22 protein-coding genes are annotated in these 23,916 nt (G+C 66.0%); 12 read left to right on the forward strand and 10 right to left on the reverse strand.

All coding sequences use genetic code 11. The annotated features are described in order from the left end of the window. The first annotated feature begins 256 nt into the window (after positions 1-256). From ULB03_RS01215 to ULB03_RS01225, 3 genes are read left to right on the forward strand one after another with little or no spacing between them, the layout of a single operon-like run. Positions 257-1,453 carry a beta-glucosidase gene (locus tag ULB03_RS01215; RefSeq protein ID WP_322481497.1) on the forward strand — a complete coding sequence of 399 codons (1,197 nt, stop codon included), beginning with the start codon at positions 257-259 and terminating at the stop codon, positions 1,451-1,453. Beyond that, positions 1,446-2,102: an ABC transporter transmembrane domain-containing protein gene (locus ULB03_RS01220; RefSeq protein ID WP_322481498.1), complete on the forward strand. Its 657-nt coding sequence runs from the start codon at positions 1,446-1,448 to the stop codon at positions 2,100-2,102. Before ULB03_RS01215 ends, ULB03_RS01220 begins: the two co-directional genes overlap by 8 nt. After that, on the forward strand, positions 2,099-3,301 hold the full coding sequence (locus tag ULB03_RS01225; protein WP_322481499.1) for an ABC transporter ATP-binding protein: 1,203 nt from the start codon (positions 2,099-2,101) through the stop codon (positions 3,299-3,301). The genes ULB03_RS01220 and ULB03_RS01225 overlap by 4 nt, the downstream gene beginning before the upstream one ends. A gap of 13 nt (positions 3,302-3,314) precedes the next feature. Here ULB03_RS01225 and ULB03_RS01230 read toward each other — a convergent pair whose 3' ends face one another. Together ULB03_RS01230 and ULB03_RS01235 are read right to left on the reverse strand one after the other, a co-directional pair. Then, entirely contained in the window at positions 3,315-4,832 is a 1,518-nt protein-coding gene (locus tag ULB03_RS01230; protein ID WP_322481500.1) for a PAS domain-containing sensor histidine kinase, read from the reverse strand. Between the two features lie 344 nt (positions 4,833-5,176). Further along, positions 5,177-5,686: a ferritin-like domain-containing protein gene (locus tag ULB03_RS01235; RefSeq protein ID WP_322481501.1), complete on the reverse strand. Its 510-nt coding sequence runs from the start codon at positions 5,684-5,686 to the stop codon at positions 5,177-5,179. A 294-nt stretch (positions 5,687-5,980) separates the two neighbouring features. On the opposite strand from ULB03_RS01235, the gene ULB03_RS01240 reads away from it, so the two are divergent. The 3 genes from ULB03_RS01240 to ULB03_RS01250 all read left to right on the forward strand — a co-directional run bounded on the left by ULB03_RS01240 (position 5,981) and on the right by ULB03_RS01250 (position 8,004). Beyond that, entirely contained in the window at positions 5,981-6,874 is an 894-nt protein-coding gene (locus ULB03_RS01240) for a manganese catalase family protein (protein WP_322481502.1), read from the forward strand. Positions 6,875-6,988: 114 nt separating this feature from the next. Next, entirely contained in the window at positions 6,989-7,435 is a 447-nt protein-coding gene (locus ULB03_RS01245) for a patatin-like phospholipase family protein (RefSeq protein WP_322481503.1), read from the forward strand. 2 nt (positions 7,436-7,437) lie between these two features. Next, positions 7,438-8,004 carry a patatin-like phospholipase family protein gene (locus tag ULB03_RS01250; RefSeq protein WP_322481504.1) on the forward strand — a complete coding sequence of 189 codons (567 nt, stop codon included), beginning with the start codon at positions 7,438-7,440 and terminating at the stop codon, positions 8,002-8,004. Between the two features lie 36 nt (positions 8,005-8,040). Here the strand turns inward: ULB03_RS01250 and ULB03_RS01255 are convergent, their stop codons facing one another. Further along, positions 8,041-9,327: an MFS transporter gene (locus tag ULB03_RS01255; protein ID WP_322481505.1), complete on the reverse strand. Its 1,287-nt coding sequence runs from the start codon at positions 9,325-9,327 to the stop codon at positions 8,041-8,043. Positions 9,328-9,696: 369 nt separating this feature from the next. On the opposite strand from ULB03_RS01255, the gene ULB03_RS01260 reads away from it, so the two are divergent. After that, the gene (locus ULB03_RS01260) at positions 9,697-10,434 is read left to right on the forward strand and encodes a class I SAM-dependent methyltransferase (RefSeq protein WP_322481506.1); all 738 of its coding nucleotides are present in this window, start codon (positions 9,697-9,699) and stop codon (positions 10,432-10,434) included. Positions 10,435-10,525: 91 nt separating this feature from the next. On the opposite strand, the gene ULB03_RS01265 is transcribed toward ULB03_RS01260, so the two are convergent. Beyond that, the gene (locus ULB03_RS01265) at positions 10,526-11,263 is read right to left on the reverse strand and encodes a cysteine hydrolase family protein (protein ID WP_322481507.1); all 738 of its coding nucleotides are present in this window, start codon (positions 11,261-11,263) and stop codon (positions 10,526-10,528) included. A gap of 123 nt (positions 11,264-11,386) precedes the next feature. Here ULB03_RS01265 and ULB03_RS01270 point away from each other — a divergent pair, with 123 nt between their 5' ends. Continuing rightward, on the forward strand, positions 11,387-12,919 hold the full coding sequence (locus ULB03_RS01270) for a sensor histidine kinase (protein WP_322481508.1): 1,533 nt from the start codon (positions 11,387-11,389) through the stop codon (positions 12,917-12,919). A gap of 48 nt (positions 12,920-12,967) precedes the next feature. Here the strand turns inward: ULB03_RS01270 and ULB03_RS01275 are convergent, their stop codons facing one another. From ULB03_RS01275 to groES, 5 genes are all read right to left on the reverse strand, one after another. Continuing rightward, positions 12,968-13,234: a Usg family protein gene (locus ULB03_RS01275; RefSeq protein ID WP_322481509.1), complete on the reverse strand. Its 267-nt coding sequence runs from the start codon at positions 13,232-13,234 to the stop codon at positions 12,968-12,970. A gap of 120 nt (positions 13,235-13,354) precedes the next feature. Next, positions 13,355-14,281, reverse strand: a complete 927-nt coding sequence (locus ULB03_RS01280) for a J domain-containing protein (RefSeq protein WP_322481510.1) — start codon at positions 14,279-14,281, stop codon at positions 13,355-13,357. Between the two features lie 352 nt (positions 14,282-14,633). Continuing rightward, positions 14,634-15,110 carry an Hsp20 family protein gene (locus ULB03_RS01285; protein ID WP_322481511.1) on the reverse strand — a complete coding sequence of 159 codons (477 nt, stop codon included), beginning with the start codon at positions 15,108-15,110 and terminating at the stop codon, positions 14,634-14,636. 247 nt (positions 15,111-15,357) lie between these two features. Beyond that, positions 15,358-16,980 (reverse strand): chaperonin GroEL, encoded by a 1,623-nt coding sequence (groL, locus tag ULB03_RS01290; protein WP_322481512.1) that lies wholly within the window; start codon positions 16,978-16,980, stop codon positions 15,358-15,360. 28 nt (positions 16,981-17,008) lie between these two features. After that, positions 17,009-17,320: a co-chaperone GroES gene (gene groES / locus ULB03_RS01295; RefSeq protein ID WP_322481513.1), complete on the reverse strand. Its 312-nt coding sequence runs from the start codon at positions 17,318-17,320 to the stop codon at positions 17,009-17,011. Between the two features lie 192 nt (positions 17,321-17,512). Here groES and ULB03_RS01300 point away from each other — a divergent pair, with 192 nt between their 5' ends. Beyond that, positions 17,513-17,845, forward strand: coding sequence for a cupin domain-containing protein (locus tag ULB03_RS01300; protein WP_322481514.1), 333 nt, complete (start codon positions 17,513-17,515; stop codon positions 17,843-17,845). Between the two features lie 3 nt (positions 17,846-17,848). Here the strand turns inward: ULB03_RS01300 and ULB03_RS01305 are convergent, their stop codons facing one another. Continuing rightward, complete coding sequence (locus ULB03_RS01305) at positions 17,849-19,294, reverse strand: aminotransferase-like domain-containing protein (protein WP_322481515.1); 1,446 nt, start codon at positions 19,292-19,294, stop codon at positions 17,849-17,851. A gap of 119 nt (positions 19,295-19,413) precedes the next feature. Here ULB03_RS01305 and hemA point away from each other — a divergent pair, with 119 nt between their 5' ends. The 3 genes from hemA to cyoB all read left to right on the forward strand — a co-directional run bounded on the left by hemA (position 19,414) and on the right by cyoB (position 23,916). Then, positions 19,414-20,634, forward strand: a complete 1,221-nt coding sequence (hemA, locus tag ULB03_RS01310; protein ID WP_322481516.1) for a 5-aminolevulinate synthase — start codon at positions 19,414-19,416, stop codon at positions 20,632-20,634. Positions 20,635-20,921: 287 nt separating this feature from the next. Continuing rightward, positions 20,922-21,923: a ubiquinol oxidase subunit II gene (cyoA, locus tag ULB03_RS01315; protein WP_322481517.1), complete on the forward strand. Its 1,002-nt coding sequence runs from the start codon at positions 20,922-20,924 to the stop codon at positions 21,921-21,923. A gap of 7 nt (positions 21,924-21,930) precedes the next feature. Further along, a complete protein-coding gene (gene cyoB / locus ULB03_RS01320) occupies positions 21,931-23,916 on the forward strand; it encodes a cytochrome o ubiquinol oxidase subunit I (protein ID WP_322481518.1) in 1,986 nt (661 codons plus the stop codon).

The raw sequence follows: 23,916 nt of genomic DNA on the forward strand, positions 1-23,916 counted from the left end.
CAAGTGCCCGTGCGTCTTGCATGGCATTACTCCTGCCGCCGGATGTCGGGGGCTGCGCTGGTGGGGAGGGTCGATCCGGGCGCGGGGGGCGCCATCGGGGGCTCTCGGTTGTAAGCACAGACGGGAACGAAAGTTCCGGGGCGCCCCACCGATACTCAGGCCCTCAAAAATGCCCTCTAGAAAATGCCGGCGGGCATCGAACTTAACGGCCCCTCGGGGATTACCCCGGCTCAACCGCGGCAACCTTGGGGCTGACATGGACGTGCTGGATGACGTGCAGGATGGGGATCTGTTCCGAAGTTTCTTTTGGGGCGGCTTCGAATGTTCGACCCATCGCCGCGCGGACGGGCGCCGCCTGGACCTGCTTTCCGCCACCGGCCACGACCGGCACGCCGACGCGGACTATCAATTGCTGGCCGCGGCCGGCATCCACACCGTGCGGGAAGGGGTGCGCTGGCATCGGATAGAAGCCATTCCCGGCCGGTTCGACTGGTCCAGCCTGCTGCCGCTAGTCCAGGCGGCGCGGGCGACCGACATGCAGGTGGTCTGGGACCTGTGCCACTACGGCTGGCCCGATGGGCTGGACATCTGGTCGCCGGAGTTTGTCGGCCGCTTCGCCCGCTTCGCCGCCGCCACCGCCCGTTTCATCGGCGCAGAAAGCGACACGGCGCCGGTCTTCTGCCCGATGAACGAGATCTCCTTCCTGGCGTGGGCCGGGGGGGACATGGGCTATATGAACCCGTTTGGCCATGGCGAGGGCGATCGCCTGAAGTGCCTGCTGGTGCGGGCCGCCATCGCGGCGGTGGATGCGGTGCGGACGGCCATCCCCCGGGCCCGGTTCGTCTACGCCGAACCGGCCATCAACGTCGCCGCGGGGGCGCCAGTGGCCGAGGAACAGGCGGCCGCGCGCAGCTATCACCTGTCGCAGTTCGAGGCGTACGATATGCTGAGCGGACGGCTGCGGCCGGAACTGGGCGGGGCCCCCGGTTATCTGGATATCGTCGGTGTGAACTTCTATCCCTATAACCAATGGCATCTGGGCGGCGCCACCATTCCCTTCGGCCGGCACGATTACCGCCCGTTGCATGAATTACTGGTCGAATTCCATGACCGCTACGGCCGGCCCATGGTGATCTCGGAGACCGGGGCGGAGGGCAGCGCCCGGGCGGCCTGGCTTCACTACGTGGCTGCGGAGGTACGCCAGGCACAGGCCCTGGGTGTTCCCGTTCACGGCGTCTGTCTTTATCCCGTGCTGGATTATCCGGGGTGGGACAACGACCGGCCCTGCGATGTGGGGCTGTTGACCGCGCGCGATGCCGACGGCCGCTGCGGCCTTCACCGTCCCCTGGTCGAGGAGCTTCTGGCGCAACGGGCGCGCCTGCCCCCGGCGAGGCCGAAGCCCCGGGTCTATGCCGCCACGGGAGTGGCCAAGGGGATCGCGAGCCATGGCTAAGCCGCCGGCCGAGACCGACGCCGATTTGCCACCGCACCTGACGGCGCCCTGGCGTTTCATCCGCCATTACCTGCGGGCGTGGGAGGGGCACTTCCTGGGCCTGGCCCTGCTGGTGACAGCCGCCGCGTCCTGTGCCGTGGCGGTGCAATACGCCATGAAGCTGTTGATCGACACGATGGCCGCCGGCCAGCCGGAGGGCGGCGGCGTCACGGTCGGTGTCTGGCGGTCCCTGGCCCTGTTCATTGGCCTGATCGGGGCCGAGAGCGTGCTGTGGCGCCTGACCGGCTGGCTGGGCTGCCGCACCACCATCGGGGTCGGCGTCCACATGCGCCTGGACCTGTTCGCCCATCTCAGCAGCCTGCCCATGCGCTATTTCACGGAAAACCTGGCGGGCTCGCTGGGTCAGCGCATCACCGCGACCGCCGGCAATTTCGGCGCGCTGTGCAACACCGTCATCTGGCGGGTGGCGCCGCCCTGCGTGGATTTCCTGGGCGCGGTGGTGGTGTTCTCCACCATCGACTGGCGCATGGCGGCGGCCTTGGCCCTGTTCGTCGTGGCCGTCACCACCGGCCTGATCCTGTTCGGACAGGGGGGCAGCCGCTACACCGCGCCTATGCCGCCCGTGCCGGCGAGGTGGCGGGCGCTTTGACCGACGTCATCTCCAACATGTGGGCGGTGAAGGCGTTTTCCGCCCGCCGACGGGAATATGATCGACTGGCTGCCAGTTTCCGGGACGAAGCGGGGATGCAGCGGGCCAGCTGGATGCACATGGAAAAGACCCGGCTGCTGTATGACGTGGTCTTATGGCTCATGGCCGGCGCCATGCTGTGCTGGGTGCTGTTCCGCTGGGGCCAGAAGGGCGTGACCACGGGCGACGTGGTGATCGTCAGCGCCCTGACCTTCCGCATCCTGCACGGCGCGCGCGATCTGGCCCTGGCCCTGGTCGACGTGGTCCAGCATGTCGGCCATATCGAGGATACCCTGCGCGTCATCGGTCTGCGGCCCACCGTCGCCGACGATCCCGCCAGCGCCGCCTTCGACCCCTGGGCCGATCCCGGTTCGGTGGAACTGCGCCGCGTCGGCTTCGCCTACGGCATCTCGCGGACGCCGTCGGAGGGGGACAGGGAGGGCGCGCCCCGGCCGCCCTTCCGGGCGGAGACGTTGCAGGACCTGACGGTGCGCATCCCGGCCGGGCAGAAGGTCGCGGTGGTGGGCCCATCGGGTGCGGGCAAGTCCACGCTCGTGGCCCTGTTGCAACGCCTCTACGACGTGCAGGACGGCGAACTGCTGATCAGCAACCACGCCGTGGCCGCCATCCGGCAGGACGACCTGCGCGCGGCACTCGCCGTGGTGCCGCAAGAAATCACGCTGTTCCATCGCACGATCCTGGAGAACATCCGCTTCGGCCGGCCCGACGCGACGGAGGAGGAGGTTCATACCGCCGCCCGCGCCGCCAACTGCCACGACTTCATCCTGTCCCTGCCGGAAGGGTACGGGACGCTGGTCGGCGAACGCGGCACCAAGCTGTCGGGCGGACAGCGCCAACGCATCGGCATCGCCCGCGCCTTTCTGAAGGACTCCCCCATCCTGATCCTGGATGAGGCGACATCGGCCCTGGACACGGAATCCGAATTGAAAATCCAGCGCTCCCTGGTGGAACGCATGGCGGACCGCACGGTCATCGCCGTGGCGCATCGCCTGTCCACCGTCGCCGCCTTCGACCGCATCCTGGTCATGCAGGACGGCCGCATCGTGGAGGATGGAACGGCGCCGGATCTGCGCCGCCAGGGCGGCCTGTTCGCGCGCATGTGGCGCCTGCAGGCTGAGGGGCTGTCCGCCGCCGAGTAGGGCCCGGCGGCGATCAAGATTGCGCGGGGGGCGTCATGGCCTCCTTGATGGCGCGGGTCAAATCCTCGATGCGGTAGGGCTTGGCGAGGATGGGGAAGCCCTGGCGCACGGCGGGTTCCTCGCTATAGCCGGTGGACAGGATCACCGGCAGGTCCGGATGACGCCGCCGAATTTCACGGGCCAATGTCAGGCCGTTCACCGCGCCCGGCATCACGATATCGCTGAACACCAGGTCGAAGGCGCCGCCGCGGTCGATCAGGTCCAGGGCCTCCTGCCCGCTGCCCACATGGGTGACGCGGTAGCCCAGCTCCTCCAGCGCCGTGGTGATCACGGGCCCCAGGACGGCGTCGTCTTCCGCCATCAGGATGCGCGCGCTGCCGCCTTGCGGTTCGGTTCGCGCCACCCCAGCGGATCGCTGCGGCGGCCGGGCGGTGCGGGGCAGCGACAACGATACCGTGGTGCCCCCGCCTGGACGGCTGTACAGTCGGGCATCCCCCCCGGATTGGCGGGCGAAGCCATAGACCTGCGAGAGGCCCAAACCCGTACCCTTGCCCAAAGGCTTCGTCGTGAAAAAGGGATCGAAGGCCCGGCTGGCCACCTCGGGCGCCATGCCGACGCCCGTGTCGCTCACCTCTATCTCCACCATATCCCGCTGACCGCCGGCATCCCGGACGTTGCGGGCGCCCAAGGTCAAGGTGCCGCCGTTCGGCATGGCGTCCCGGGCGTTGGCCGCCAGATTCAGCAACGCGACCTCCAACTGCACCGGATCGGTCTCCACGGGCCACAGCTCGGCGGGCAGCGTGGCCTTCACCTCGATATCGCCGCGCACCACCTGCCGGATCAGGTCGAGGCATCCGGGCAGGACGTCGCGCAGGTCGACCGCCTCCAGGTCCACGGGCCGCTGGCGGGAAAAGGTCATGAGTTGCTGGATCAGGGTGCGGCCCCGATCCACCGCCTGCAATCCCCCCTCCAGCAGGCGATGGCGCCGCGCCGGGTCCACCGGATTGCGGGCCAGCATTTCCAGGCAGCCGGATATGGCCTGAAGCAGGTTGTTGAAGTCATGGGCCAAGCCCCCGGTCAGTTGGCCGATGGCCTCCATCTTCTGGGAATGGCGCAGCCGTTCCTCCCATTGCCGGCGCTCGGTGATGTCGCGGGTGATCTTGGCGAACCCGATCAGCTTGCCCGCCGGGTCGCGGATGGGGTCGATGATGACATGGGCCCAGAAGCGGGATCCGTCCTTGCGTAGGCGCCATCCCTCGCGCTCAAAGCGGCCCTCCGCCTCGGCGATGGCCAGCGCGCGGCCGGGCAGGTTTTCGGCGCGGTCCTCCTCGGTATAAAAGCGCGAGAAGTGTTCGCCGATGATTTCCTCACGGCTGTAGCCCTTGATGCGCTGCGCGCCGGCGTTCCAACTGCTCACGAAGCCATTCGGGTCCAACATGTAGATGGCATAATCACTGATGCCATCCACGAGAAGCTGGAAGCGCCGCTCCGCGCCAACCAGGTTTCCGGGAACCGGATCTTGAGTACTCACCGATGTCCTCACAGTGCGAAAACATATGCCCCATCCTGCTCATCCTCATCGCCTGTCATGGTTTGGGCGAAGGGGCAGGGGTTCGTGGCACCCATTGGCAGGTGCGGGATGGCCCAAAGCCGGGGATAAGGGGCCGATTTATTGAACGCGCCGGCTCATAAAGATGCATTTAATATGCGTTAAATAAAATAAAACCCGGCACTTTGCTTTATTCCGGCATGCGTACCCCAAAAGGGGCGCCTGCCGGCTGGCGGCGGCCACGTCGCCAGCCCATGCGCCAGCCCATGCTCTTTCGTCGCTGGACGGCCGCCGCACACCCCGTGACCCGCGCGTGGGCGGTCGCGTTACCGTTTCCCGCCTTCCTCCAACACCTCGTCCCGCGCCAGGAACTTCTTGGTCAGGGCGGGCAGATGCTCCACCAGCCAGGCAGCCATGGCCTTTTCCTCCTGCAGGCTCTGGTCGCACAGGTCGCGGGTTTCGGTATCACCCACCGCCTCGGCGGCGGCGATGAGGATGGTGTAGGAGGCGATCTCCATATTCTCGAAGGCGTAGCTGGCCAACGCCCCCTTGACGATCTCGTCATCCACGAACATGCCGCTCAACCCCTGGCCGAAGGCGGTGGCCCGGCCAGCGAGGTCCTTGATGGCCGAGGTGTCGCCCCCGATGCGCTCCAGGCACCGCTCCAGGCGCTGGGCCTGGGTGCGGGTTTCGGCGATGTGCTGCTGCAATCTGTCCCGCACGGGCGGATAGTTCTCAATGCGCTCACACAGCGCGGTCATCATCGTTTCCGCCTGCTGCTCCATGGCATGGGCATCGCGCAGCCAGTCAACCAGATGTTCCTCGTTCGTGGCCATGGCCAGTGCTCCTTGCTTGAGGGTTGGCGCCCACCCCCGCTGAAAACCACTTCAGGGAAACCGCGTCGGGGTGCCGCGCGCAAACAAGCCGTCGCGTCTGCAACGGTTCCCTGAAAGCCCGCCAAAAATGCGGACATCTTAAATTTTATTTGTAATTCAACCGGGCTGCACAAGTCAAAGCGAGACTTAAGCTTCGCAGATGCTTCAAATACCTGGAACAATTCCAGATACACCCCCTTTATATTGGCAAGAGCGACAGGACGTTCATTTGGCGACACCATCAGGAGGACGACGATGTTCATGCATAACAAGCGCCTGCAATACACGGTCCGCGTGTCGGAGCCCAACCCCGTCCTGGCCAGCTTCATGCTGGAGCAGTTCGGCGGCCCGCAGGGTGAACTGGCTGCGGCCATGCGCTATTTCACCCAGGCGCTGAGCGAGACCGACCCGGGTCGCAAGGACATGCTGTTCGATATCGCGACCGAGGAACTGAGCCACCTGGAAATCATCGGCAGCATCGTCGCCATGCTCAACAAAGGCATCAAGGGCGACTTGGCTGAAGCCAGCATGGCGGAGGCGGATCTCTACACCGCCCTTAACCAGGGCGGTGACAGCCATACCCAATCGCTGCTCTATGGCGGCGGCCCGTCGCTGACCAATTCCTCCGGCGTTCCGTGGACGGCTGCCTATATCGACAGCATCGGCGATCCCACATGCGACCTGCGGTCCAACATCGCGGCGGAAAGCCGGGCCAAGATCGTCTATGAGCGCCTGATCAACATCACCGATGACCCCGGCATCAAGGACGCCCTGACCTTCCTGATGACCCGCGAGATCGCGCACCAGAAATCGTTTGAGAAGGCGCTGTACGCCATCGAGCCGAATTTTCCACCCGGCAAACTGCCCGGCAAGCCGGAGTTCGCGGACCTCTACGTCAACACCTCGCAAGGCGAGGGCGATGCGGAGGGCCCGTGGAACGCGGGCGGACGGTGGCAACGGCTGGATGACGTGGCCGGCAATCTTCCCCTGGATGGCGGCGCCGGACTTCCCTCCGTCACCCTGACCGAGGCGCAGCAGCAGGCGGCCGAGGCTCTGATGGCGCGGACCATGTCCAATCCGGAGAGCGATCCCATCACCGGCGCCGAGCTGGGCTCCGGCCAGGTCCTTGAGGATCTGGCAGACGCCTGATGTCGCTGGGGCGGGAACCCCGATGACACCCCTCCCGCCCACCTTTGCCACGCCGGCCTCCCGCGCCGGCGTGGTCTTTTTCGTCCCGATGGTGGGCCCGATGGTGGGAAAGACATGGTGGATACGACTGTTCTTGTCCTGGGTGGCGGCAACGCGCTGGGCGCGTACCACGGCGGAGTTTACGAAGCCCTGTGCGAGGCTGATATCCAGCCGGACTGGATCGTCGGCGCCTCCATCGGCGCCGTTACCGGCGCCCTGATCGCTGGGAACGCGCCGGAGGAGCGCCTGCCGCGGCTACGGCGTTATTGGGAACTGGCCTGCGACCGCGCCGATTGGCCCTTGGGTCCCCTGCCATGGCGGCGCGACCATGAAAACGAGGCGCACGCGATGCGCGCGCTGCTGGCCGGCAAGCCGGGCTTTTTCACGCCACGCTTTCCCGGCGTGCTGACCATGCTGCCCGGCCTGCCGGACGACATGGCCTTGCTGGACCACCGTCCCATGGCCGCGACGCTGCGGGATCTTGTGGAGATGGACCGGCTTAATGGGGCGATATCCGGCTGACGGTGGGGTGCCTGGACGTCACGACGGGGGAGGAGGTGTATGTCGACAGTGCCACGACGCCCCTGACCTGGGACCATTTGCTGGCCAGCACGGCGGCCATGCCCCTGTTCCCGCCCGTCGAGGTGGGCGGCCGTCTGCTGTGCGACCTTGTCCATCGCAACAACATGCCTTTGGACCGGCCCATGGTGGAGAAAGGGGAGGACGATGTGCTGTGCTTCGCCAGCGAGTTGTTCGCAATCGATGGCCCCCAGCCCTCGGACATGGCGGGGGCCCTGGCGCGGTGCCAGGACCTGCAATGCGCCAGCCATGCCCGGCGATCACTGGCCGGCCTGCGCCGTGAGTATGATTTGCGCGACCGAGCCGGTCTTCCCGGCAGCTTGGCCCTGGTCCACGTCGCCCACCGCGCGCCCGCCCACGAGAAAGCCGGCAAAAGCTTGAATTTCTCCGCGCGCTCCATCGCGGAACGCTGGCAAGCCGGCCGCGACGACATGCGCGCCGCGTTGGCGGGGTGGCGGGAGCGGCCGCCAACGGGGCGTTTCACTTACGTGACGGCGCCGGCGCCGCAGTAAACGGACATCCTTTCGACGATCGGCCGGCGGGGCGGATCAGGACCGGCAGGGCCTGGTCTCAGGGGCCCTCACGATGACCGGCAACACCAGAAGCGCGACCAGGGCGATGAGGGCACCGGGCACCAGTGGCCATCCGGTGCTGGCCAACAGGGCCTGGGCCAGGAACGGGGTGACCCCGCCGAAAAGGGCGGTGGCCCCGGTGGCCCCCAGCGCCAGGCCCGTCAGCCGCCCTTCGCCGGGAAACTGCTCCGCCGTCGCCACCGCGCCAACCGCGCTTACTCCCCCGGCGACCGCTGCCAGCAGCACCGCCCCGCATAAGGCTTGGACAGCGGAATTGCCCGCCATCAGCCAAAAAAGCGGCAGGGGCAGCAGGGCGCTGCCAATAGCGAGGGTGATCAGGACGGGTTTGCGCCCCACACGGTCTGACAACGCCCCGACCAAAGGCGTGACCGCGATTACCACCCCGGCCGCGATGGTGGACAGCCAGAGCGACGCGCCATCACTCAACGATCCCGCCGAGGTCAGGTAGACCGGCACATAGGTGATGCCGACGTAATAGGTGATGGAGCCCAGCGCCGAAATGGCGAAGGAGCGGAAAATCCCCGCCCGGTGATGCGCCAAGGCGTAGCGCAAGGGCTGGGCCGGCACGGCACCCGAGGCCAGTTGCCGCTCGAAATCAGGGGACTCCCGCATGGTGGAACGCGCGACCCAGACCAGTCCGGCCAAGGCCGCGCCGACAAGGAAGGGAATGCGCCAGCCCCAGGACGTCAACGCCGCCGGGGTAAGCCCCTGCACGGTCAAGGCGGAGACGCCCACCGCCAACAGTCCGCCAACCTCGCTGGCCGCCGAGGCGCAGGACGTGACCAGCCCCCGCCGACGCAGGTCGGCCCCCTCCATCAGATAGGCGACCACGCCGGTATATTCCCCGCCGACGGAAAAGCTCATGACGCAGCGGAGCAGCAACAGCAGCCCTCCCGCCGCGATGCCGATGCGGTCAAAGGTCGGCAACAGAGCGGTGGCCAGCATGGCGAGGCTCATCAGCGCCATGGACAGCAGCATCATGGGGCGGCGCCCGACGCGGTCCCCGACATGCCCGAAAACCACGGCACCCAGCGGCCGCAGCAGGTAAGCGACGGCAAACCCGGCCAGGGCGGTGATCAGCGATGCCGGCTGCCCCCCGAAAAAGAGGCGGGCCAACACCGGAGCGAAGTAAAGGTAAAGGGTGAAGTCATACCATTCCACCACCGTGGACAGCGCGGCGATCCCCATCGACCGGCGATAGGCGCCGGTGGGAACCGGAAGGGCGGACTGTCGAGGAACCACCAATGCTACTCCCACCGCCCACAACATCGGCACCACCCCATGCGGCACTGCCTCCAACAATGCGGAAGACCATCCGAAACGGGGAAGCTATTTAGCGCTAAGGGGCCGACATTCCGGCCGGCCTGGCATAAGCCGGAGACTAAAAAGCGCAAGGGAGTCGCACTTCGGGATTGAATTCACCCCCGGGACTTGAAAAAGACCGATAAGCATAATTATGGAAATAGATGTTTGGCTGTGCGATATCCTGCGGTTCCAGCATAGCCGACGTTGATGGGCTTGCGACAACTCAAGTCGGGAATCGCGGCGATTGCGCTATGTTGTGGAGGAATTGTTAATTCGAGTTAGTCGCAGACAACGGCAGAGGAAGGCATGGATCGACTCTTTTCCTATGGTCTCGACGCGCCGCCTGTGGTCCGCAATTTATTGCTAGGCTCGTTTTTCTGCGGGGCTCTTTTCGTGCTGGACCTCGTCGGGATTCTGCCGATCCACGTCAATGGCCTCATCTGGCCCACGTTGTCGATGGGCGCCGGCGCGATCGCCATGATCTGGTCGAGCGCCCGCGGCAAGATCCGGGAGCGTGAGATCATCCTCGACCGCATCGATTGGCGCGGTGACGAGCGGGTCATTGATATCGGCTGCGGACGCGGCCTGTTCACCGTCGCGGCGGCCCGCCGCGTGCCGCGGGGCCATGTGGTCGGTATCGATATCTGGCAGGCGGAGGATCTTTCCGGCAATGGCCCCGGCGCGGTCATCGCGAATGCCGCGCGCGAAGGCGTTTCCGGCCGCGTCGAATGCCGCAGCGCCGACATGCGGGAGATCCCCTTCCCGGACAACAGCTTCGATGTCGCGCTCTCATCAGCGGCCATCCACAATCTCTATGATGCTGCCGACCGCGCCCGCGCGATCCGCGAAATCGCCCGCGTTCTCGCGCCCGACGGCCGTCTGGTGATCAGCGATATCCGCCATTTGTCCGATTACGCACGGTGGGCGCGCGAAGCCGGTATCGCAACCGTGATTTCGCGCAGCATCGGGGATCAAATCTGGCGCCTCGGCAGCTTCGGCTTTCTGGCGCCGGGGCTCGTGTTAGGCCGTAAAGGACCCGAATGAGGCGGCCGCACCCGAAGCCGGCCCCATCACTCCCGGTATTGGATGCGGATGTCCGCCGACATCAGAAATCGGCGGACATCCACACGCTGATTCATCCCCTTGCTTGGGCCGCGTTCAGGCGGGCGATGGTTTCATCCGTGGTCCATAAGCCGCTGGCCAGCCACCGGAAGTTAGTCAGGGCCGCCAGATAGCCGTCGCCTTCCGGCACCTTGCTGGCGGCCGTCGCGTCCCGCACCACCACGACCTCGAAGCCATGCTCCACGAAGTCGCGCAAATGGGATTCCACGCAGAAGTTCGCGGCCATGCCCGCCAGGATGACTTGGTCCACCCGGTGCTTGCGTAACTGGAACAGCACGTCGTTGGTCTGCGGCCCGGCGATCTTGTGCGGGGAACAGACGATGGTCCGCCCATCCTCGATCAGGGCTTTGTATTCCGGCATCCAGTCGGCGCCGGAGCCAGCGAAGCCGTCCAGTGACAGGGGATCGCGCCGGTCGAACATGCGCATCTTGTGCATCAGCGCCTCGCCCGGTGCCGCGAAGTCCCAGTGGTGGTCGTGCGGGTAATAATAATGGGGAGAAATCACGACGGGCAGGTCCACCGCCTTGGCGGCGGCCATCAGTCGGCCCAGGTTGGGCACGGTGCCGATCTCGGTGATGTTCTGGCCGAAGGCGCCCCAGGCGGCACCGTGCGGGCTCAGGAAATCGATCTGCGGGTCGGTGACGACCAGCGCCGCCCGGCGCAGGTCCAAGGTCACCGGGGTGGACGGCAGAACCGGATTTTCCGGGTCGGCGTACAGCGGGTTCGGCTTGGGGCTGGTGGCGTCGGACATGTCTATGGCTCCGGATCGAAATGAGGTGGCCGCACTCTCCACCCGGTCCTGTCCCGCGGCTTGTTCCGGATGGCAGGATTTGCATGAAACGGCACATATATCGCCCGCGCGGGCGGGATGCGCTTGCCAAACGTCCGGTCCCACGGCTTCATCCTTGGCGCGCCGCTCAAGGTCGAGGGCGGCTTTTCCATCGAGGGGCAGGACGGTCGGCACAGCCAAATGAGTGATTTGACCGGGGCGCCATCTGTCCTCACCATATTGATGCTGTTCGCCGCCGTTGGCGCCGCGCTGCTGGTCAGCCGGCGGACGTTAAACGCCACCCGCGCGGCGCTGAGGGAAAGCGATCAGGAGCGGGAAAGCCTCCGCCAGTGCAATACCACGCTGGAACAGCGGCTGGACACCCAAGCCCGCGACTTGGCGCTCAGCGAAGCCCGATACCGTCGCCTGTTCGAAGTCAGCACTATCAGCTTCTGCGAACAGGACATCGGCGACGCCAAGACCTTGCTGGACGGCTTGAAGGCCCAGGGCATCACCGACTTCCGGGGCTATGTCGCCGCGCATCCCGAGTTTCTGGAGCGGTGCGTCAACGCCATCAGAACGGTCGAAGTTAACGATGCTCTGGCGCAGTTGCTGGGATATGAGGACAGGGCGGAGCTGGCCGCCAAGCCACCGAGACAGAACGCCGAAAACGCGCTGCAGGTGCTGACCCACCAGTTGGAAGCCGCCTTCAATGGCTGGAGGAACATCGCGGGCAGCACGGTGCTGATCGGCAAGGATGGCCGGCGCATCCCCGTGCTGTACCGCGTGCGCCTTGTATCGGAAACCGTGCAAGTATCCAGCCATGTCGATTTGACGGAGCGGGAGCGGATCGAGGCCATGCGCCTGGCGGCCCAGGCTGAACTCGCCAGGTCCAACCGCATCGCCACGGTGGATGCGCTATCCACCTCGCTGGCGCATGAACTGAACCAGCCCATCGCCGCCATCCTGACCGATGCCGGGACCGGGGTGCGCCGGTTGCAGGCCATCCCGCCCGATACCGACGCCGCGCTGCGCGTGTTGCAACGAATGCAGACCAATGGTCAGCGTCTGGCCGACATCGTACGGCGGACGCGCGACCAGCTGGTGAAAGGCAGACGGGAGATCGCACCGCTGCATTTGGCGAAGCTCGTGTCTGAAACCCGCACCCTGCTGGAACGCGACCTGATCTCTCATGAAACGCTCATGGCCATCACCTGCCCGCCGGACCTGCCACCGGTGGTCGCTGATCGCGTCGAACTACAGCAGGTTCTGGTGAACCTGGTCATGAACAGCCTGGACGCCATGGCCGACACAGCGCCACCGGCGAGAAGCGTCATGGTGACGGCGCAAGCGGCGGACGGGGGATTTGTCCGGGTATCGGTGGCCGATACGGGGCCCGGGATCGGCGACGAAACGCTGTCGAAAATATTCAAGCCCTTCTTTACCACCAAGGTGGGGGGCATGGGCATGGGATTGCAGATATGCCAGTCCGCCATCGAGGCCCTGGGCGGCACCCTCACAGCGCGCAACACGCCGCAAGGGGGCGCCATCTTCGAGTTCACCCTGCCCATCGCGGACCCTGCCCGTCACAGACATGGAAACGACGCGGGGACGGACCTGGGCCCCCTGCCCAAGTAAGGCGCCCCCAATAACCCCGCCCCGGCACCGGATCAGGCTCGGCTGAGGTCAGTGCAGCCAGCCCGCATCATGACCGTGGCGGATCTCGGCAGGACGGACGAGCGCGGCGGAAACCACCTGGACGCGATGGATGCGACCGTCCAGCCGGGTCTCCCAGAAATCGAGGAAGCGGCGCAGTTGGGGAAAGCGCGGGGCCATGTCCAGCTCTTGCCAAACATAGGCCTGCAACAGGCCCGGATGGTCGGGCATGCGATACACGATCTCGGCCGTGGTCAGCCGCCAGCCCAGAAGTTGCTTTTCCAAGTCAGTCATCATGGTGTCCTCCAACCCCTGTGATGAAGGAAGATAATTGTGACACCACACAACCGACACAGGTCAATATTTAAGTTATAAATCAAAACACTAGCAGCAGGTTGTCGAGACTGCTGCCAACCGTCACGCCGGTTCCATCCCCCGCCGTGGATCATACCCCGCCGGCTGCCAGCTCCGCAGGAAGGCCTCCAGCGCCGGATCAATCTTGGGAGGCAGGGTTAAACGCACGGTCACATGCTGATCCCCGCGACCGCCCCCGGCGGGAATCCCGCGTCCCTTCAGCCGCAGGCGGGTGCCATCGTTCGCCCCCTTGGGGATGGTCAATAAAACGGGACCGTCGATGGTGGGCACCCGCACCTTGGCACCGAAGACCGCTTCGTGCAAGGTAACGGGCAGATCGATGTGGACGTCATCCCCGTGGCGCCGGAACCAAGGGTGGGGCCTAACCGATACCGTCACCAGGGCATCCCCCGGCGGGCCACCGGCCATCCCGGCCAAGCCCTTGCCGCGCAGGCGGACCTTGGCGCCGTCCTCCAGGCCCGGCGGCAGGTCGACATCCAGCGCGGCCCCATCGGGCAAGGTGATGCGCCGGCGGCCCCCCAGCGCAGCCTCGGCGAAATCCAGCGTCACACGGGCCGCCACGTCCTGGCCTTTGCGTGGGGCGCCGCCGGGCCGGGAACCGGCACGGCCGGTGAACATGCCAGCGAAGAGATCCTCGAAACCATTCATGCCACCAAAGCCGTTGGGGCCGCCGAAACCGGCGGTGAACGAGAACGCCTCGCCCGGTGCCGCGGCATGGTCGCGATGCCGGCGGGCACGCGCCTGTTCCTGACCATCAGCATCGATTTCACCCCGATCATAGCGGGCGCGCTTGAGCGGATCGGATAACAGATCGTAGGCGGCATTCAATTCCTTGAACCGGCGCTCCGCCTCGGGCCGGTTCTGGTTCAGGTCGGGATGGTGGATTTTGGCGAGCGCCCGATACGCGCGGCGGATTTCATCCGCCGAAGCGCCGCGCGCAACGCCCAATGTCTGATAGGGATCCCGCATCGCGCACCCATGTCAGGAACAAGGAATGCCAGCCGGAGCGCCGGGCGTTCTCGTTGGATAAACGCCCGGCCCCCTTCCCTCCCACCGTCCTTCCGTCACGGTGCGGCCCGCACCGCTTCAGTCGTTCCAGCCGGAACCCACCGGCGCCAAAGACTGGACAGGCTCACACGCACACGACGGCGAAGCCTCCCGCCAGACCGTTGGATACGGCTGGCGAAGTGGACAAGATTGGCTTTGCGGCTCATGAAGCAACCTCCTGGCGCCAGGATCAGACGGGCATGCTGAGGGAATGAGCCGCCAACCCTGATGGGTGTCCCAGCGGGACCGGCGGCGGCTCCCTTCATCGTTCGCCTCAGGCGGCCTTCTTTTCCTTTTCATCGGCCGGCCGCTGCTCCAGGCGCGGCCCCGCACCGGCCGCGGCGATCTCGATGCGGCGCGGCTTCATGGCCTCCGGCAACTCGCGCTTCAGGTCGATGGTGAGCAGGCCGTTTTCCAGCGAAGCCCGGTCGACGAACACGAAATCCGCCAACTCGAACCGGCGCTCGAAAGAGCGGGATGACAAACCGTGGTGCAGGTAGTGTGCCGTTTCCTCCCCGGCCTTGCGGCCCTGCACGATCAGCAGGTTGGGATGGGCGGTCAGGGCCAGCTCCTCATTGGACCAGCCCGCCAGGGCGATGACGATGCGATAGGCGTTCTCGCCGGTCTTCAGGATGTCATAGGGCGGGTAGCTGTCCGCCGGGGTGGTGGTGGACAGATGCTCCAGCACCGTGGCCAGCCGGTCGAAGCCGACGCCGGAACGAAACAGGGGCGAAAAATCAAAAGCGCTCATAGCCATGTCCTCCAGTGAGCAACGAGGTACGAGCGGCCCCGGGACCCACCCGGGAGCCGGTTCAGGCCGGATCCGCCATCGGCATCCGGCACACAAACACTAGAATATAACCACAAATAAATCAAGGAAATATTTTGTCATGTCGTGGTATATTGAAGTATATATGGCAGTATTGAGCGACCACGGCGGACCAGTCCGCCGTGGCGCAATGGAAATCCCGCAGCTTTTATTAGACTCACGCAGCCCTTCAGTCGAAGTCAGCCGGGGACGGAGCGGTGGCGGGCTTCTTCTCCGGGATCTGCGCCACCATGGCCTCGGTGGTGATCAGCAGGCCGGCGACGGAGGCCGCGTCCTGCAGGGCGGTGCGGACCACCTTGGCGGGGTCGATGATGCCGGCCGCCACCAGATCGCGGTACTGACCCGCCTGGGCGTCGAAGCCCCAGGTGTAGTCGCCGTTCTCGGCGACCTTGCCGACAACGACCGAACCGTCATATCCGGCGTTGGCCGCGATCTGCCGCACCGGCGCCTGCAGCGCCTTGCGGATGATGTCCACGCCCATGCGCTGGTCGTCGTTGGCCGGCTTCAGGCCCTCCAGGGCTTTGGCCGCGCGGGCCAGGGCCACGCCGCCGCCGGGCAGGATCCCTTCCTCCACCGCGGCGCGGGTGGCGTGCATGGCGTCGTCGACGCGGTCCTTGCGTTCCTTCACGTCGACCTCGGTGGCGCCGCCCACGCGGATTACGGCGACGCCGCCCGCCAGCTTCGCCAGGCGCTCCTGCAGCTTCTCGCGGTCATAGTCCGAGGTGGTTTCCTCGATCTGCGCCCGGATCTGCGCGCACCGCGCCTGGATGGTGTCCTTGGCGCCCGCGCCTTCGACGATGGTGGTGTTGTCCTTGCCGATGACCACTTTCTTGGCCCGGCCCAGCATGTCGATAGTGACGGTGTCGAGCTTGATGCCCAGGTCTTCGGAGATGACCTGGCCGTTGGTGAGGATGGCGATGTCCTCCAGCATGGCTTTGCGGCGATCACCGAAGCCCGGCGCCTTCACAGCCGCCACCCGCAGGCCACCGCGCAGCTTGTTCACCACCAGCGTGGCCAGGGCCTCGCCCTCCACATCCTCGGAGATGATCAGCAGCGGCCGGCCGCTCTGCACCACGCGCTCCAGCACCGGCAGCAGGGCCTGCAGGCCGGACAGCTTCTTCTCGTGGATGAGGATGTAGGGATCCTCCAGTTCCACGGTCATCTTGTCGGCGTTGGTGACGAAATAGGGCGAGACATAGCCCCGGTCGAACTGCATGCCCTCGACGATGTCCAGTTCGGTGTCGAAGCTCTTCGCCTCCTCCACCGTGATCACGCCCTCGTGGCCCACCTTCTCCATGGCCTTGGCGATCATCTCGCCGATCTCGGCCTCGCCGTTGGCGGAAATGGTGCCGACCTGGGCGATCTCGGCATTGGTGGTGATCTTCTTGGCCTTGCCCTTCAGCTCCGTCACCACGGCGTCCACGGCCAGGTCGATGCCCCGCCGCAGATCCATGGGGTTCATGCCGGCCGCCACGGCCTTGGCGCCCTCGCGCACGATGGCCTGGGCCAACACCGTGGCGGTGGTGGTGCCATCACCGGCCAGATCGTTCTGCTTGGCCGCCACTTCGCGCAGCATCTGCGCGCCCATGTTCTCGAACTTGTCGGCCAGCTCGATTTCCTTGGCGACGGTCACGCCGTCCTTGGTGATGCGGGGCGCGCCGAAGCTCTTCTCGATGACGACGTTGCGACCCTTGGGACCCAGCGTGACCTTGACAGCGTCCGCCAGGATGTCGACGCCCCGCAGCAGGCGCGCGCGGGCATCGGCCGAGAACTTCACGTCCTTGGCTGCCATTTCCTTACTCCCGTGATGATATGCTGACTCAGGCGGCTTTCCGGGCCGCGCTGGTATCGATGACGCCGAGGATGTCGCTCTCCTTCATGATCAGGAGATCCTCGCCGTCGATCTTGATTTCGGTGCCGGACCATTTGCCGAACAGCACCCGGTCGCCGACCCGGACGTTCAGGTCGATGACATGACCCTTTTCATTGCGAGTGCCGGGACCAACCGCGAGCACCACGCCCTCCTGGGGCTTTTCCTTGGCGGTATCGGGAATGATGATGCCGCCGGCGGTCTTCTGCTCGCCGTCAACGCGGCGCACGACCACACGGTCGTGCAACGGGCGGAATCGCATGGGTGTCACTCCTCATTACAAGCGAATGCCATGGATCTGTATGCAGCGGTCCTCCCTTTGGGCCGAACCGCGGGGAAAAATTTATTCAGCGCGAAATCCCTGTCAAGAGGGGGCTGCACCGCCGTCGTTGCCGCCCGGCCGCAGCAGCGTCACACTGGCTGACAACCTGATACCGCGAAGAGAATCTCCCTGATGGACATGCCCGGCAACCTGCTGACCGCCCTGCCCCCGGCCCTGGACGCGGAATGCTTCACCGACATCCTACGCCAACCCGGCTGCCGCATTGAGCGTATCGTGTCCCAGGGGCAGGTGACGCCGATCGACCGGCCTTACGTTCAGGCGCATGACGAATGGGTGCTGGTCCTGGCCGGTGCCGCGCGGGTGGAGGTGGAGGGTGCGGAAACGGCCCTGGCGCCCGGCGACCACCTGTTCATCCCGGCCAACGCCAGCCACCGGGTGACCTTCACCGACCCGGACCAGCCCACCGTCTGGCTGGCCATCCATATCGGCGAGGCGGGGGCCTGAGCCTCACACCACCAATGAGGACAGGGCCGGTGGTTGCCCCAACAGGTCGGCCACGATGCGCAGGCTTTGCGCCAGCTCGGCCCGCGATGGCGACGCGCCAAGGCCGAGGCGCACGGCCTCCGGCGGGGTGCCCAGGGCGAAGGCGTCACTGGCCACCACACCGATGCCCACGGTACGCAAGCGGGCGGTGAACTCGCCCCGCGTCCAGGGCGGCGACAGGCGCAGCCAAAGATGGAAGCCTTCCGGATCGGCGCCGATGGCGTCACGCGGCAGGATCTCGGCGGCTAAGGCCTGGCGCGCCGCCGCCTCCTGCCGGATGGCCTCCAGCACCCGGTCGGCGATTCCGCTTTCGATCCACCGTGTGGCCAAGGCCGCGGTCAATGGCGACGCCATGGAGGCGGTGGCGCGCAACGCCCCCGCCAAGCGCACCGCCGCCCGCGCGTCCGGCGCCACCAGATAGGCGATGCGCAAGGCAGGCGCCAGGCACTTGGCCAAGCCGGCCACATGGTAGGTGACGTCGGGGGCCAGCGCGGCGAACGGCGGCACCGGCGCCCGCGGCAGGGCACCATAGGCGTCATCCTCCACGATGGCGACGCCATGGGCGCGGGCGATGTCGGCCAGGGCGGCGCGGCGCGCGGCCGGTATGGTCAGGGTGGTGGGGTTCTGGATGGTGGGGCTGGTGTAGAAGGCGCGCGGCCGGTGGGCGGCGCATAGGGCCTCGAACACATCGGGCAGCGGCCCCTGCGCGTCCCCCGGCACGGCCAAGGCCCGCAGGCGCAGGTGGGCGGCCAGCGACAGGAACCCCGGATAGCTCAGGGATTCCGCCAGCACCACCTCCCCCGGCGCCGCCAAAACCCCCAGGGTCGCCAGCAGGGCGCCCTGCGCCCCGGGGCAAACCAGGGTTCGGTCCAAGGCGGCGCCCGGCAAACGGGGCGACAGCCAAGCGACGCCCGCAGCCCGATCCCGCGCGCTGCCGCCCGGCTCCTGATAGCGCATCAGCAGGTCCAGCCCCCGCGCCTCATGGCCGAGTGCCTCTTGACCGTGTGTCTCCTCCAGCTCCGCCAGGGCCGACCACATGGCGGCGGCCAAGGCCGGATCATCGAAGCGGGGCGGCAGGTTCATGCTCATGTCCACCAGGCCGCCGGTGAGCGCGGAGCCTGCCGGACGCGCCGGCGCCGAGACTGGAACCGGCGCGGCCGTCGAACCACGGACATATGTCCCCTGGCCCACCCGCCCCTCCACCAGACCGCGGCGGCGCGCCTCGCTGTACGCGCGGCTGACGGTGGTGAAATCCAGGCCCAGCAGATCGGCCAGGGCGCGCTGCGGCGGCAGCCGCGTTCCCTCGGGCAATCGGCCGGCGGCGATGTCGGCGGCGATGGCATCGGCGATGGCCAGGTAAACCGGCCCGGCCGCCTTGCTGACAACAGGCCTCCACTGAGCGCTCGTCATGTCTCCATCCCTTGCAGGTCTCATTGTGTCCATATATATGGACATTGCATGTTTCTGCCGCCGGGCAGGCGCCCATATCCTCAGTTTATAGGGACGCCCGCCGAGAAATGGATGGAAAAATGGATCTGAACACCAGATTCCAGGCGCTGCTGGCCGATATGAAGCTGGAGGGCCGCTATCGCACCTTCATTGAGCTTGAGCGCATCGCCGGCGCCTTCCCCACCGCCCTTTGGCATGCGCCGGATGGCGGCAAGCGCCGCGTGACCGTGTGGTGCAGCAACGACTATCTGGGCATGGGGCAGAACCCCGACGTCCTGGCGGCCATGCACCAGAGCCTTGACCTGTCGGGCGCCGGCACCGGCGGCACCCGCAACATTTCCGGCACCAACCGCCAGCATGTGGCCCTGGAGGCGGCGCTGGCGGACCTGCATGACAAGGAATTGGCGCTGATCTTCACATCCGGCTGGATATCCAACCTGGCGGCGCTGGGCACGCTGGGCCGCGCCCTGCCCGGCTGCGCCATCTTTTCCGACGCGCTCAACCACAACTCCATGATCGAGGGCATCCGGCGTTCCGGTGCCGAGCGCTTCATCTTCCGTCACAACGACGTGGCGCATCTGGATGAATTAATGAGCCAAGTGGCGGCTGACCGCCCGAAGATCGTGGCCTTCGAAAGCGTCTACAGCATGGACGGCGACATCGCCCCCATCGCGGCGATCTGCGATGTCGCCGAAAAACACGGCGCCATCACCTACCTGGACGAGGTGCACGCCGTCGGACTGTACGGTGCCCGTGGCGGCGGCGTGGCGGAACGGGATGGCGTCGCCCACCGGGTGACCTTGATCGAAGGCACGCTGGCGAAGGCCTTCGGCGTCATGGGCGGCTATGTCGCCGGCCCGGCGCTGATGATGGATGTCATCCGCAGCATGGCCGACAGCTTCATCTTCACCACCTCGCTCTGCCCCCACCTCGCCGCCGGCGCGCTGGCCGCGGTGAACCATGTGGCCACCCACCCGGAGGAACGCGCGGCGCAGGCCCGCAACGTGGCAACGCTGCGCGCCATGCTGCACGCGGCGGGCATCCCGGTGCTGGACAGCGCCAGCCATATCCTGCCGGTGATGGTGGGCGACCCCCATCTGTGCAAGCGCACCAGCGACCTGCTGCTGTCCCAGCATGGGCTCTACGTCCAGCCCGTCAACTATCCCACGGTGCCCCGGGGGACGGAGCGGCTGCGCATCACCGCCACCCCGTTCCACACCCAGGCGCATATGCAGGCGCTGGTGGACGCCTTGAGCACCGTCGGACGCCAGTTGGGCTGGGTAAAAGCGCGCGCCGCCTGATCCTGCCGGGAAAGATAGGACGCTTTATACAAAATTGTATGGAATTTTCCATCTGCGGCGGCGGCGAAGTCGCGGCCGTTTGTGGCCAGCACGACGCTCCCGCCCTGGAATAGGAACGGAAACCCGGGGGATGATGGGCCGGACGTGTTTTCCATCAACACAGCCAACTGTTTTCGCGGCTTGCCAAGTCCGCCCACGGAGCCATACAAAACATACATACAAATACCGCCTTCCCGCCCCCCCCGTATGGGTGTATGGGCCGGAGATTGTATGGAGAGGATTGCGGTGTGCTAACGAATCAGATCAAGACCGCCGCGCGCCGCGCCGGCGGCATCGCGTCCCGGGCTTGGCACTGGCCGGCCCAGGCGCTCGCGCCTTTGGCCCTGCTGGCCCTGTCGGGTTGCGGCGATATCGAGCTGCTGAACCCCAAGGGCGCCATCGGTGAACAGGAAAAGACCCTGATCCTGCTGGCCCTGGGGCTGATGCTGCTGGTGGTCATCCCGGTGATGGTGCTGAGCGTGGTGTTCGCCTGGCGGTATCGCGAGACGAACACCAAGGCGACCTATGCGCCGAAATGGTCCCATTCCAACCGGATCGAGGTTGTGGTGTGGTCCATTCCCTGCTGCATCATCATCTTCCTGGCCCTGCTGATCTGGCGCACGACGCACGAGTTGGATCCCTACCGCCCGCTGGTGGCCAAAGCCGAACCGGTGCGGGTGGAGGTGGTCGCCCTGAACTGGAAGTGGCTGTTCATCTATCCCGACTTCGGCATCGCCTCGGTCAACCGGCTGGAACTGCCGGTGGACACGCCCGTCAACTTCACGCTGACAGCGCAGTCGATGATGAACTCCTTCTTCATCCCGCAGTTGGGTAGCCAGATCTACGCCATGGCCGGGATGCGCACCCAGTTGCACCTGATCGCCAACCAGCCGGGCACTTACGCCGGCCTGTCCTCGGCCTTCAGCGGCGAGGGTTTCTCCGACATGCATTTCGATGCCGTGGCCGTGGACCGCGCCGGCTTCGACGCCTGGGTCGCGGAGGCCAAGGCCGCCCCGGCCACCCTGGACGCCGACGTCTACAAGGCGCTGTCGGCCCCCAGCGTAAAGCATCCGGTGACCCTGTACGGCACCGTCGAATCCGGCCTGTTCGACCACATCGTCGACCAGTTCATGCCGGCCATGGCCTTCAACGACAAGCTGGCGCTGTGCACCGCCCCCCGGGCCCCAGCCCAGGCTCAGGCTCAGGCCCGGGCCCTGTCCACGCCCAAACCTGCATCCGTCACGGAGTAACGCCGCGATGTTCGGAAAACTGACCCTGGCGGCCATCCCCTGGGATGAGCCCATCATTATGGGAACGGGCGCCGTCGTCGCCCTGGGCGGCCTGGCCCTGCTGGGCCTGATCACCTATTTCGGCAAGTGGCGCTATCTGTGGGATGAGTGGATCACCAGCGTCGATCACAAGAAGATCGGCGCCATGTACTTCATCCTGGGCCTGGTCATGCTGCTGCGCGGCTTCGCCGACGCCATCATGATGCGGGCGCAGCAGGCCATCGCCAACAACGACGCGGCGGGCTACCTGCCGCCGCACCATTACGACCAGATCTTCACCGCCCACGGCGTGATCATGATCTTCTTCGTGGCGACACCCTTCATCCTGGGACTGATGAACGTGGTGGTGCCGCTGCAGCTGGGTGCCCGGGACGTCGCCTTCCCCTTCGTCAATTCGCTGGGCTTCTGGCTGTCGGTGGCCGGCGCGGTGCTGGTCATGCTGTCCATGTTCGTCGGCGACTTCGCCGCCACCGGCTGGGTGGCCTATCCGCCCCTGTCGGAACTGGGCTACAGCCCCTCCGTCGGGGTCGACTATTACATCTGGTCGCTACAGATCTCAGGGTTGGGCACCACGCTGGCGGGGGTGAACTTCATCGTCACCATCCTGCGCATGCGGGCACCCGGCATGAACCTGATGAAGATGCCCGTCTTCGTCTGGACCTCGCTGATCACCAATATCCTGATCGTCGCCGTCTTCCCCGTGCTGACCGCCACCCTGGCGCTGCTGACGGCCGACCGCTACCTCGGCATGCACTTCTTCACCAATGAGCTGGGCGGCAACGCGATGATGTACATCAACCTCATCTGGGTGTGGGGTCACCCGGAGGTGTACATCCTGATCCTGCCGGCCTTCGGCGCCTTTTCCGAAATCATCGCCACATTCTCGCGCAAGCCGCTGTTCGGCTACACATCGATGGTCTACGCCACGTCGTCCATCGGCATCCTGTCCTTCTTCGTCTGGCTGCATCACTTCTTCACCATGGGGTCGGGCGCCAACGTGAATGCCTTCTTCGGCATCATGACCTCCATCATCTCCATCCCCACGGGCGTGAAGCTGTTCAACTGGCTGTTCACCATGTATCGGGGGCGGGTGCGCTTTCATTCGGCCACGCTGTGGACCATCGGCTTCATGGTCACTTTCGCCGTGGGCGGCATGACCGGCGTGCTGCTGGCCGTGCCCGGCGCCGACTTCGTGCTGCACAACAGCCTGTTCCTGGTCGCCCACTTCCACAACGTCATCATCGGCGGCGTGGTCTTCGGCTGCCTGGCCGGCATGACCTTCTGGTTCCCCAAGGTCTTCGGCTTCACCCTGGATGAGTTTTGGGGGAAGGTCGCGTTCTGGTGCTGGCTCATCGGCTATTGGCTGGCCTTCACGCCCCTGTACATCCTGGGCTTCAAGGGCATGACCCGGCGCATGAACCACTATGACGTGCCCGGCTGGCACCCCTATCTGGTGGTGGCCCTGGTGGGGGCCTGCATCATCGGTGCCGGCATCCTGGCCCTGCTCATCCAACTGGTGGTCAGCATCCGCGACCGGGAGAAGAACCGCGACTTGACCGGCGACCCGTGGAACGCCCGCAGCCTGGAATGGTCCACCGCCTCGCCGGCGCCGTTCTACAACTTCGCCCATCTGCCCAACATCACCTCGCTGGAACAGCATTGGGAAGACAAGGAGCAGGGCCGGGCGGGCGTGCAGGTGACGGGGTATGAGGACATCCATATGCCGCGCAACACCGCCGCCGGCGCCGTCATCGCCGCCTTCGGGCTGGTGATGTCCTTCGCGCTCATCTGGCACATGTGGGGCATCGCGCTGTTCGGCCTGGCCGCCATGGTGGCGACCTTCATCCAGCGCAGCTACGACCGCGACATCGACTATTACGTCCCGGCATCCGAGGTCGCCCGCATCGAGAACGCGCGCTACGCGCTGCTGAAGCAATCGGAAAAGGTGGCTTGA

This window comes from Nitrospirillum goiasense (genome assembly GCF_034427435.1).
Lineage (GTDB): Bacteria > Pseudomonadota > Alphaproteobacteria > Azospirillales > Azospirillaceae > Nitrospirillum.

Excerpts from the sequence above, each read along its gene's own strand:
- ULB03_RS01215 (WP_322481497.1), top strand. The coding sequence starts at position 257 with ATGGACGTGCTGGATGACGTGCAGGATGGGGATCTGTTCCGAAGTTTC.
- ULB03_RS01220 (WP_322481498.1), top strand. The coding sequence starts at position 1,446 with ATGGCTAAGCCGCCGGCCGAGACCGACGCCGATTTGCCACCGCACCTG.
- ULB03_RS01235 (WP_322481501.1), bottom strand. The coding sequence starts at position 5,686 with ATGGCCACGAACGAGGAACATCTGGTTGACTGGCTGCGCGATGCCCAT.
- ULB03_RS01240 (WP_322481502.1), top strand. The coding sequence starts at position 5,981 with ATGTTCATGCATAACAAGCGCCTGCAATACACGGTCCGCGTGTCGGAG.
- ULB03_RS01245 (WP_322481503.1), top strand. The coding sequence starts at position 6,989 with ATGGTGGATACGACTGTTCTTGTCCTGGGTGGCGGCAACGCGCTGGGC.
- ULB03_RS01260 (WP_322481506.1), top strand. The coding sequence starts at position 9,697 with ATGGATCGACTCTTTTCCTATGGTCTCGACGCGCCGCCTGTGGTCCGC.
- ULB03_RS01265 (WP_322481507.1), bottom strand. The coding sequence starts at position 11,263 with ATGTCCGACGCCACCAGCCCCAAGCCGAACCCGCTGTACGCCGACCCG.
- ULB03_RS01275 (WP_322481509.1), bottom strand. The coding sequence starts at position 13,234 with ATGATGACTGACTTGGAAAAGCAACTTCTGGGCTGGCGGCTGACCACG.
- ULB03_RS01280 (WP_322481510.1), bottom strand. The coding sequence starts at position 14,281 with ATGCGGGATCCCTATCAGACATTGGGCGTTGCGCGCGGCGCTTCGGCG.
- ULB03_RS01285 (WP_322481511.1), bottom strand. The coding sequence starts at position 15,110 with ATGAGCGCTTTTGATTTTTCGCCCCTGTTTCGTTCCGGCGTCGGCTTC.
- groL (WP_322481512.1), bottom strand. The coding sequence starts at position 16,980 with ATGGCAGCCAAGGACGTGAAGTTCTCGGCCGATGCCCGCGCGCGCCTG.
- groES (WP_322481513.1), bottom strand. The coding sequence starts at position 17,320 with ATGCGATTCCGCCCGTTGCACGACCGTGTGGTCGTGCGCCGCGTTGAC.
- ULB03_RS01300 (WP_322481514.1), top strand. The coding sequence starts at position 17,513 with ATGGACATGCCCGGCAACCTGCTGACCGCCCTGCCCCCGGCCCTGGAC.
- ULB03_RS01305 (WP_322481515.1), bottom strand. The coding sequence starts at position 19,294 with ATGACGAGCGCTCAGTGGAGGCCTGTTGTCAGCAAGGCGGCCGGGCCG.
- hemA (WP_322481516.1), top strand. The coding sequence starts at position 19,414 with ATGGATCTGAACACCAGATTCCAGGCGCTGCTGGCCGATATGAAGCTG.
- cyoB (WP_322481518.1), top strand. The coding sequence starts at position 21,931 with ATGTTCGGAAAACTGACCCTGGCGGCCATCCCCTGGGATGAGCCCATC.